This is a genomic window from Nostoc sp. CHAB 5715 (assembly GCF_020829685.1).
Classification (GTDB): domain Bacteria; phylum Cyanobacteriota; class Cyanobacteriia; order Cyanobacteriales; family Nostocaceae; genus Nostoc.
The window spans coordinates 1-3152 of sequence record NZ_JAIVFR010000886.1 but is presented as its reverse complement, the minus strand read 5'-3'; the positions used below and the strand labels follow the sequence as shown (position 1 = coordinate 3152).

Below are 3152 nucleotides of genomic sequence, written 5' to 3'. Positions count from 1 at the left end.
AGAATTCTGGGTAATTTTTGTAACGAGCAAAATCTACAGGTGATAGCCCAAACTGACCGCCTTGTGCCGCCTGTATCCAGATACACATGAGGATAATCGGCAAAGACCCAGCCAAAACCCATAAGATTAATTCTGCTCGATACTCAACCATATAGGCGTAGTATACTGACAGCAAAGTTAAGGCTTTTCTGATTATCCGCTTCATTTTTCACTTCCCGCTACAAAAATTACCCAGAATTCTCCGCTCTTGTACAGACGCGATTAATCGGCTCTTGTACAGACGCGATTAATCGGCTCTTGTACAGACGCGATTAATCGGCTCTTGTACAGACGCGATTAATCGCGTCTACACAACACCTGCCTGAAATACTCGTCCAATTACTTCCTCTACAGGCGGTTCGGTAACTGTTAAATCAATTACCTCTAAATCCGTCAAAATCTTAGATACGGTGCGGGTAAGCGCCTCTCTAGATACCATAAAATGCACCGATCGCCCTTCTAAGAGTTGCACATTACCATAGGTCATAAGTTTTTCTATCGGTAGAGGTTGGGCTAACTCTATATGAACTTCCCGGTATGGGGCAAAACGTTCTAGTAGTCCATCTAAGCTACCGTCATAATCATCTGGATTAATCACCAACGGATTTTTTGTGTAATGCATAGGCTGGGTGCAGTTTGAGCATCTTATACCCTCATCACCTTGAACTGCCTGTTGCAAATCAGCTTTGACTCCCCAGTGTACTTGATGGGTGCGACACCACCAACGCTCTGCCCCGTTACGAAACTTGCCACATGGAACTATATCACAGGGGAGTATTACGCCACTACCACTATCTTCCTCTGGAAACTTTCCTATAACTCTTTCACTAAATGGTACGGCATTACCTAAAGTCCTGTCCTCCGCCCACACAACTGCAAACTCTTCAGTCATGTCATTGAGTGGCCTGGCTAGTTCTTGTTCTTCTACCCCCAGTACCTTAATTATTTTATTTTCGCCCTTCTTCTTTTCAGGGCTATAACCCTCCTCAACTAGATGTAAATAAGTAATATTATTTTTAAGTACACGCTTGATACGCATATCCAACCCTCTATTTAAACCAGTTTCCGTATATGAATCATGCCAGAATGAGGTAAGTTAATGAAAAAATTTAACAACCCTAAGCTGAAAGCACCTGCTGGGCTGTCAGTGTTAGTTCTGCGAATGTTTGAGAAATAATCTGTTGGTTTGCAGTAAATACAGTTTGCTTGTAACTACTGTTGTCTAGCAAACACACAGTTATTTTATTTTCCAGAGGGTCAACAATCCAATATTCGACCACACCCATAGCTGCATACTCAGAGGTTTTTTGATTATAGTCCCGGTCAATAGATTCAGGGCTTACCACTTCAACTAAAAGGGGTGGAGCAGTTTTAAGGATAGCCGAAGTACTCTCAATACTTTTTGCCTGTTCGTTGGTAATCACACAAATATCAGGTCTTCTAAGTTGTTTATTGGTCAGCACCTCTGTACCGTTAGGGCGCGGTTGTAAAGGCAGTCCCATTTTTTGAATTTCTAAAAAAAAGCGAACTAACAGTAGGGTGATAATCGCCTCATGTTTGCCAGTACCAGGAGGCATTTCTACTAGCACCTCATCCTCAATTTCATAGCGCTTGTCTGTGCCATCATCAAAATTGATGTATTCCTCAAGAGTACTAATTTTTATTGGTGTTTTAGTCATAGCGATCGCCTCCAAGAACTAACTATAGCAATCCTAAATCATTCGTGAAAAGTTAGATCCCCGACTTTTTTAAGAAGTCGGGGATTTGGACACTGAGAATTTTCACAAATCAGATAGGATTGCTATGTAAGCAAGTACTATTTACTGTGATTTCTATACCCATAATAAAAGACTATATCTCACGCCAAAGCGCAAAGACATTCAGAAAAACTCCCCGTCTGTGCGCTTTAGCGTGAGATTTTTATTTTAAATTCTCTATGATGCTACCTGAGCAGCAGTCCGAGTCCGCCGTCTTCTCCCATCGGCAACTTTTACGGGTGGCTCATCAGGGATTTGCATTAACAAAGTCACAGATGGCTGACATTGGAATTCCCGACGGATGGAACGTTGCAATTCTCGTTCTAAAGTACCTTGCAATCCACCCCAGTCTATATCTGCTGCTTCCCCAGGAGCAAATTCTGTCCACCGCACAGTGAGGATTTCTTCAATTCGTTGTTTTACCCAGGTTTGTAGGAGCGATCGCTCTACACTTGTCACTACACCCCGTAGGTGAATTTCTGGTTTTGCCAACAGTTTACCATTCCAATCAATGGCAGCTGCGATCGTAATAATGCCTTCTGAAGCCATACGTTGCCGTTCTTGCAGCACTTTGGCACTTACCATACCCGAACTAGTAGTATCCACCAATTCGATGCCAGATGGCACTTTACCAGCGACGCAAATACCATCTTCAGTCAGTTCGACAATATCACCATTCTGAATAATGATCATATTTTCTGCGGGAATGCCCATACTCTGAGCCGTTTCTGCGTGCTTCACTAGCATCCGATGTTCGCCGTGAAATGGCACAAAGAATTTGGGTCGAGTTAAGGCAATCATCAGCTTTTGTTCTTCCTGACAGCCGTGACCGGAGACGTGAATCCCTTTATCCCGCCCATAGACCACTTTTGCACCCTGAATCATCAATTTATCAATGGTGTTGACTACTGCGATCGTATTTCCGGGAATTGGGTTAGCAGAGAATACTACTGTATCTCCTTCGCGGATTTTAATGTGAGGATGTTCTTTGTTGGCAATGCGGGTCATTGCTGCCATCGATTCACCCTGAGAACCTGTAGTTAAAATCAGTACTTTCTCATCAGGCAGATTGCGGACTGCGTGCAATGGTTGCAGCAGATTGTCTTCACACTTGATGTAACCTAAATTGCGGGCATGAGCAATCAAGTTCAGCATCGAACGCCCCACAATCGTCACTACACGGTTTTGCTTCTTGGCGATATCCAAAATCATATTGATACGATGGACGCTAGAAGCAAAGGTAGTGACAAATAATCGCCCAGTGGCTTGACTAAATACTCTCTCCAAATTTGGATAAACTGAACGTTCGGAAGGTGTAAATCCTGGCACTTCTGCGTTAGTAGAATCACTTAGGAG

2 protein-coding genes and 2 pseudogenes are annotated in these 3152 nt (G+C 43.2%); all 4 read right to left on the bottom strand.

Annotation, left to right across the window (positions count from 1 at the left end):
* Positions 1-205: pseudogene (locus LC574_RS33160) on the bottom strand (multidrug ABC transporter permease); the annotation flags it as partial.
* A 141-nt stretch (positions 206-346) separates the two neighbouring features.
* Positions 347-619 (bottom strand): annotated as a pseudogene (locus LC574_RS33155) (ABC transporter); the annotation flags it as partial.
* Between the two features lie 538 nt (positions 620-1157).
* Positions 1158-1718 (bottom strand): Uma2 family endonuclease, encoded by a 561-nt coding sequence (locus LC574_RS33150; protein ID WP_229457831.1) that lies wholly within the window; start codon positions 1716-1718, stop codon positions 1158-1160.
* Between the two features lie 255 nt (positions 1719-1973).
* Positions 1974-3152: ribonuclease J (locus LC574_RS33145; protein WP_229457829.1), on the bottom strand; the 1179-nt coding region annotated here is incomplete at its 5' end.

Bases quoted from the DNA above. Each gene is read 5' to 3' on its own strand.
- LC574_RS33150 (WP_229457831.1), bottom strand. From the start codon at position 1,718: ATGACTAAAACACCAATAAAAATTAGTACTCTTGAGGAATACATCAAT.